The following is a 6655-nucleotide window of genomic DNA, read 5'->3' on the forward strand; positions in this document are numbered from 1 at the left end:
CGCCAGCTCAGCGGCGCAGCGGGGCCTGGTTGCGGCCCTTCCACTGGCCGCCGCGCCGCAGCCGGTAGCGCCGGGCGGAGTCGAGCGTCGCTCCCAGGTAGAACAGCGCCGTCACCGGCAGCAGCGGCGCCAGCCACCACGGTTGCCGGTACTCACGCAGCATCGGCAGGTAGGCCAGCGCCATCGCGGCCCAGGCCAGCCATGCCGGCCACGCCCCCCAGCCCAGCGCCAGCACCGGCGGCAGCAGATAGGTCAGCACCATGCCGGCGACCGCGCCCGCCAGCCACAGCGGCGAATGGCGCAGCTGCGTGTAGGCGCTGCGCGCGATCATGTCCCACAGGCTGCGCCAGTCGTCATACGGGCGCAGCGACACACTGTCGTCGGCCAGGTCCAGCCGGATGGGGCCGCCGGGTTTGATGCGCGCGGCCAGGCTGCAGTCGTCGATCAGCTCGCCGCGGATCGCGGCAAAGCCGCCGATGCGCGCCAGCGCCGCGCGGCGCGCCAGCATGCAGCCGCCGGCCGCGGCGGCAACGCGGCTGCGCGGATCGCGCACGCGGGCAAAGGGATAGAGCTTGGCGAAGAAAAAGACGAAGGCCGGCACCACCAGCCGTTCCCACGCCGAGGCACAGCGCAGCCGCACCATCAGCGAGACCAGGTCGCGCCGCTCCGCCTCGGCGCGCGCCACCAGGCCGGCCAGCACGCCCGCTCCGTGGCGGATGTCGGCATCGGTCAGCCAGACATAGCGCGCCTGCGGCGCGACACGGTCGGCGGCGGCCAGGCCTTCGGACTGCGCCCAGACCTTGCCGCTCCAGCCGGTCGGCAGTTCGCGCGCGCCGATGACGGTGAGCGCATGCGGGCGCGCGGTGGTGGCCGCGGCGGCGCGGGCGATATCGGCGGTGCCGTCCGCGCTGTGGTCGTCCACCACCACCAGCGCCAGCGGGCCCGGGTAGCGCTGGCCCAGCACTGCGGCCACCGCGCTGCCGATGACCTCGGCCTCGTCGCGCGCGGGGATGATGGCGACCACTTCCGGCCAATGCGCCGGCGCCGGTGCGGCCGGTGGCCGGCGCACACGCCAGAAGCCGGCGCGCCCGAACAGCAGCACGGCCCAGATCGCGAGCGACAGCAGCGACAGCGCCATGGCGGCGCCGGGCACGGTGGTCTCAGTCATGCGGCCCCCTGCGGTGGCATGGTTCGGGGGCCATTTTAGGCGATGGCCAGCCGGCGGGCGCGGGCCCGCCGGTGGTTCAGGCGCGGTAGCTCACCGGCCCGCGCGAGCGCATGTCGAGCGCGTAGTAGCAGATCGTCAGCAGCACCAGCCAGCCCGGCCCCACGTACAGCGCCACGCGCGTATCGGGGAAGTAGGCCATCAGCGCCACCACCAGCGCCAGGAACGCCAGCGCGATATACGAACCATACGGCCAGAACGGCATGCGGAACGCCAGCGCCTGGCGCGCCGCCGGGGCCAGCCCGCGGCGGAACTGGATCTGCGTGACCAGGATGATGGCCCAGGTCCAGACCGCGCCGAAGGTGGAGATCGCGGTCACCCAGACGAACAACTTCTCCGGTACCAGGTAGTTGAGCAGCACGCCGGCCAGCAGCGCGGCGATCGACACCAGCAGCGCGCGGCGCGGCACGCCGTTGCGGTCGACCTTGGCGAAGGCCGCCGGCGCCTGGCCCTGCAGCGACAGGTTGTACAGCATGCGCCCGGTGCTGAAGATGCCGCCGTTGCACGACGACAGCGCCGCGGTCAGCACCACGAAGTTGATGATGCCGGCGGCGGTCTTGATGCCCAGGCGCTCGAAGGTCAGCACGAACGGGCTGCCCTGCGAGCCGATCTCATTCCACGGGTACAGCGCCAGGATCACGAACAGCGCGCCGACGTAGAAGATCAGGATGCGCCAGAACACCGAGTTGATCGCGTCGGGGATCGACTTCTTCGGATTGCGCGCCTCGCCGGCGGTCAGGCCGATCATCTCGACCCCGAGGTAGGCGAACATCACCATCTGCAGCGACATCAGCACGCCCGAGGCGCCGTTGGGCATGAAGCCGCCGTGCGCCCACAGGTTGGAGATGCCGGTGGCAACGCCGCCGTTGCCGAAGCCGAACACGATCATCGCGCCGCCGCCGATCAGCATCAGCACGATGGTGACGATCTTGATCATGGCGAACCAGAACTCGAACTCGCCATAGGCCTTGACCGCCATCAGGTTGACCGAGCCCATCGCCGCCAGCGCTGCCAGCGCCCAGATCCAGCGCGGCACGTCGGGGAACCACATGCCCATGTAGATGGCCACGGCCGTAATCTCGGCCACGCACGTCACCAGCCACAGGAACCAGTAGTTCCAGCCGGTCAGGTAGCCCGCCAGCGGACCCATGTGGTCCTGCGCATAGCGGCAGAACGAGCCGGCCACCGGGTTGTGCACGGCCATCTCGCCCAGCGCGCGCATGATCAGGAAGATCACCGCGCCGCCGATCAGGTAGGCCAGCATGATGGCGGGGCCGGCCATCTTGATGGCATTGCCGGCGCCCAGGAACAGGCCGACGCCGATGGCCGATCCCAGCGCCATCAGCCGGATATGGCGTTCGCCCAGGCCGCGTTGCAGATGTTCTGCGCTTGCACTCATTCTTCGTTGTCTCCGTGTGATCTGAATGGCCGCGCCAGTCCTTGTGGGGCTGGCGGGGGCAGCGGACTTTTGCGTTTGCGACGCACGCAAACGGAAAAGAGCGGGCAGGTTAATCAGATAACAGGGATATTTGTTGCTGAATTCGTACTGAAATGCAGGAAAAATTGCTGGCAACGCCGCATGTGGGTGGCTGCGCGCAATGACATGGCCGCGGTCGTCATAGCAGCCGGAGTTCGGTCGCCGCCAGCGCGGCAATTCGTAACCGGGTGTCAGGCGAGAGCCCGTCTTCCATCATCCATAGCGCCGAAAGGCACGACCAGGCCAGTGTCCACTGCAGCAGCCTGTGGCGATCGAGCCCCGCCGCTTCCACCAGGATGGCGACGCGCTGGTGGAATCGGCCTACTGCGATCCTGCGGGACGGGTTGCACAGCAGATTCGCGTAATCGAAGGCGCGCTCACCGACAAGCCCCTTCGGATCGATGGCAAGCCAGCCCTGCGCGCCGAAATGGAGGATGTTGCCGTGGTGCATATCGCCGTGAAGCACAACCGGAGCGATGGCGCCGGCCGACAACAGCTCTTTCGCCACCAGAGCGGACAACCGGAGAATGTTGCCGTGCGGCCAGGATGGGTTCGTCAACGGCGCAAACCAGTCGCCCAAGGAGACGACGGGCGGTTGGTCAGGCGCGGCATGAGCGTGCAACCTGCCCAGCACTGCGCAGGCGATCCGCATGGCGTCGTCGTCCCGTCCTGTCCTCGAAAGATCCGCGAGCGAGCCTGCGGATGGCGCGCGCTCCATGACGACGGCGTCGTCATACTGAGCCAGTATCCGAGCAGCCGCTCCGCTGCCGTTCCACCATGCCATGACGGCATTGCCGCGCCGTTCTTCGTCGCACATGGCAAGTTTGAGGATAGCCGGCTGGCCCCGGTATGACACCGGCTGCACGCAACTGGTCGGTGTCAGGACGGGTTCGGCGTCCGGCACAAGTGCCCATCGGCGCAGATATCTGGCGAGCGCGGCAGCAATGGTCTGGGGCAACATCCTGGTGCTTTCCACTGGTCAGGTCCGATCCTGTCTGACGTGCGCGCCGGTCTGCGCGATGCATTCGGAGAAGTTTACGTCCGGGCAACTGCGGAGAATGATCTTGCGCGGGCAGCTATCGTTGCAGGCCGGCGACACGAACAACGCCAACTATGGCCCGCGCAATCCGGTGGTGCCGCTGGCCCCCGCGGCATCGGCGGTTGCATGGCCGTCGCGCCATCCACGGCCCGCAACGCCTGGCCCAGCGTCGCACCGGCCAGCCGGATGCCATTGGCGCACGCTTTCCAGCCGCCACAGAATCATCCGCCCAGGTCCCACATCCCGCGCGACGGCAGGCGCCCGGCATTCCGGTGTGCGACCAGCTTCTTGTATAGCGCCGCCCGGCTGATGCCGATGGCCGCTGCGGCACGGGCCACGTGGCCTGAACTGGCCGTCAGCGCCCGGACCAGGTAGGCGGCTTCGAACCTGGCCATGGCTTCGGCGTAGCCGGGCTCCGCGGCTTGTTCGGCAGCGCCCGCCGGTGCAGCCGGCGGCGGCGGCACGTCAGCCGGTGCCGGGCCAGCCTTGATGCCGAGCAGGGATGCCAGCGTGCTGCCGTCGACCTCGCCGGAGTCGTGCATCATCACCAGTCGCTCGAGGATGTTGCGCAACTGGCGCACGTTGCCGGGCCAGTGGTATTCGGCCAGCAGTTTCAGCGCGTCCTGCGTCAGCACCGGGGCATCGCGCTCAGCGCGCGCGCAGATTTCTTCCAGCGTGGCATAGACCAGCGGCAGAACGTCTGGCTGGCGCTGACGTAGCGGGGGCAGGCAGATCGGCAGCACGTTGAGCCGGTAATACAGGTCCGCGCGAAATTTGCCGGCTTCCACCAGCGCCGGCAGGTCAGCGGAGGTGGCGGCGATGATGCGTACGTCGGCGCGGATGATGCGGTTCGAGCCGATGGGCTCGATCTCCTTCTCCTGCAGGGCGCGCAGCAGCTTGCTTTGCAGCATCAGCGGCATGTCGCCGATTTCGTCCAGGAACAGCGTGCCGCCGTCGGCCAGTTCGAACTTGCCCATGCGGCCCTTGCGCTCGGCGCCGGTGTACGCGCCCGGCGCCGCGCCGAAGAACTCGACTTCAAGCAAGGTTTCGGGAATGGCCGCCATGTTCAGGGTCACCAGCGGCCGTCCCGCGCGTGCAGAGGCCGCGTGGATGGCGTGGGCCAGCAGTTCCTTGCCAGTGCCGGTATCGCCCAGGAGCAATACCGGCGCGTCGGCCTGCGCGGCCCGGCGCGCCAGCCGCTTGACCTCGAGCGTGGCGGGGCAGTTGCCGACGAAGCTGGCAAAGGTGTACTTGGCGCGCCGTGTCTGCTCCAGCGTACGGCGCGTGGCGACCAGCTCCTCGCGCACGCGGGTGTAGTGCGTAAACAGCGGCGTCAGCGACTTGAGTTCGTCGAACAGGGCAAAGCCGACCGCGCCGATGGTATTGCCATCGTTGTCCTTGATCGGCAGGCGCATCACGATCATCGGATCCTGCGGGGTTTCAAGGATATCGAGCAGGATCGGCTTGCCGGTCTCGACCACCTGGCGCATCAGGCTGGTCGGGATCACCCGCTCGCACTCCAGCCCGATTGCCGCCTGCGGGTCCTCGAAGCCGAAACGCGCGGCATACCGCTTGTTGATCCAGACCACGCGCGCGTGCGCGTCGACCACGATGGTGCCCTCGCTGAAATTCTCGAAGGTACGGAACAGCGATTCCATCGCGCGCCGGGCGACGGCGTCGTAATTGCCCAGCATGCCGCCGTCTTCGGTCTCGCGAAGTTCATTCATCGTGGTGTCTCCATGGCGAGACGGATTCTCACATGAAGGATCGCATTTTGCCAAATGATCTCGATAACGAGAATTCAGGTGCCAATGTGCGTTGTTTTGCGAGGTGTAAGTCATATTTTGACCTGGCACGAACGCTGCAATGATGCCGGGCCCCCGCACTCGCGCTTCCGCACGCGGGGAAACGTGCATGCGCGGTCGGCCGCGCCCGCCATGACACGCCAGCCCAAAAATAGATACAGATTCCTATGACAATCCTGAACGGAAAAACCGCGCTCGTTACCGGCTCGACCAGCGGCATCGGACTGGGCATCGCGCAGGTGGTGGCCCGGGCTGGCGCCAATCTCGTGCTCAACGGCTTTGGCGACGCCGAGGCCGCTGTCGCCGCCATCCGGGCGACCGGCGCCGCGGTCATCCACCATCCCGCCGACATGCGCAGTCCGCAAGAGATTGAAGCCATGTTCGCCATGGCGCAGGAGCGCTTCGGTGCCGTAGATGTGCTGGTGAACAACGCCGGCATCCAGCACGTGGCGCCGATCGATAGCTTCGATGTTCGCAAGTGGGACGACATCCTCGCCATCAACCTGAGTTCGGCGTTCCATACAACCCGACAGGCACTGCCTGGCATGCGCGCGCGCAACTGGGGCCGGATCATCAACATTGCCTCGGTGCATGGCCTGGTCGGCTCCGCCGGCAAGTCGGCCTACGTCGCCGCCAAGCACGGGCTGGTAGGGCTGACCAAGGTCACCGCGCTGGAGACGGCGCGCACGGGCGTGACCTGCAACGCCATCTGTCCGGGCTTCGTGTTGACCCCGCTGGTGCAGCAGCAGATCGACGACCTTGCCGCTCGGGAAGGGCTGAGCGCGGACGATGCGCGCGCGCGCTTGCTGGGCGAAAAGCAGCCGTCGGGCCGGTTCGTGACGCCCGAGGAGCTCGGCAACCTTGCGCTGATGCTGTGCTCGCCCCAGGCGGCCGAGGTGCGCGGCGCGACGTGGGTCGCCGACGGCGGCTGGACCGCGCAGTAGACGCTTTCAAACCAGCAAAACAGAACAGACCAGCAGGAGACAAATGCACCAGCACGAAACCATTCTTCAGACGCGGAACCTCACCAAGGAGTTCAAGGGGTTCACGGCGGTGAGCGACGTCAACCTGCGGGTGCGCCGCGGCTCGATCCATGCGTTGATCGGCCC

5 protein-coding genes and 1 pseudogene are annotated in these 6655 nt (G+C 67.5%); 2 read left to right on the top strand and 4 right to left on the bottom strand.

Annotation, left to right across the window (positions count from 1 at the left end; translation table 11 throughout):
• Positions 1–7 precede the first annotated feature (7 nt).
• The 4 genes from FHX60_RS21380 to FHX60_RS21395 form a co-directional block, all read right to left on the bottom strand.
• Positions 8–1168, bottom strand: coding sequence for a glycosyltransferase (locus FHX60_RS21380; RefSeq protein WP_260164362.1), 1161 nt, complete (start codon positions 1166–1168; stop codon positions 8–10).
• A gap of 76 nt (positions 1169–1244) precedes the next feature.
• Entirely contained in the window at positions 1245–2624 is a 1380-nt protein-coding gene (locus tag FHX60_RS21385; protein WP_183284535.1) for an amino acid permease, read from the bottom strand.
• A 217-nt stretch (positions 2625–2841) separates the two neighbouring features.
• Entirely contained in the window at positions 2842–3663 is an 822-nt protein-coding gene (locus FHX60_RS21390) for an aminoglycoside phosphotransferase family protein (RefSeq protein WP_183284536.1), read from the bottom strand.
• A 299-nt stretch (positions 3664–3962) separates the two neighbouring features.
• Positions 3963–5468 carry a sigma-54 interaction domain-containing protein gene (locus FHX60_RS21395; protein WP_112775929.1) on the bottom strand — a complete coding sequence of 502 codons (1506 nt, stop codon included), beginning with the start codon at positions 5466–5468 and terminating at the stop codon, positions 3963–3965.
• 245 nt (positions 5469–5713) lie between these two features.
• On the opposite strand from FHX60_RS21395, the gene FHX60_RS21400 reads away from it, so the two are divergent.
• Together FHX60_RS21400 and FHX60_RS27825 are read left to right on the top strand one after the other, a co-directional pair.
• Positions 5714–6490: a 3-hydroxybutyrate dehydrogenase gene (locus tag FHX60_RS21400; protein ID WP_183284537.1), complete on the top strand. Its 777-nt coding sequence runs from the start codon at positions 5714–5716 to the stop codon at positions 6488–6490.
• A gap of 43 nt (positions 6491–6533) precedes the next feature.
• A pseudogene (locus FHX60_RS27825) lies at positions 6534–6655 on the top strand (ABC transporter ATP-binding protein); the annotation flags it as partial.

It is taken from the genome of Cupriavidus alkaliphilus, from assembly GCF_014191175.1.
Lineage (GTDB): Bacteria > Pseudomonadota > Gammaproteobacteria > Burkholderiales > Burkholderiaceae > Cupriavidus > Cupriavidus alkaliphilus.

Excerpts from the sequence above, each read along its gene's own strand:
- FHX60_RS21380 (WP_260164362.1), bottom strand. The coding sequence starts at position 1,168 with ATGACTGAGACCACCGTGCCCGGCGCCGCCATGGCGCTGTCGCTGCTG.
- FHX60_RS21385 (WP_183284535.1), bottom strand. The coding sequence starts at position 2,624 with ATGAGTGCAAGCGCAGAACATCTGCAACGCGGCCTGGGCGAACGCCAT.
- FHX60_RS21390 (WP_183284536.1), bottom strand. The coding sequence starts at position 3,663 with ATGTTGCCCCAGACCATTGCTGCCGCGCTCGCCAGATATCTGCGCCGA.
- FHX60_RS21395 (WP_112775929.1), bottom strand. The coding sequence starts at position 5,468 with ATGAATGAACTTCGCGAGACCGAAGACGGCGGCATGCTGGGCAATTAC.
- FHX60_RS21400 (WP_183284537.1), top strand. The coding sequence starts at position 5,714 with ATGACAATCCTGAACGGAAAAACCGCGCTCGTTACCGGCTCGACCAGC.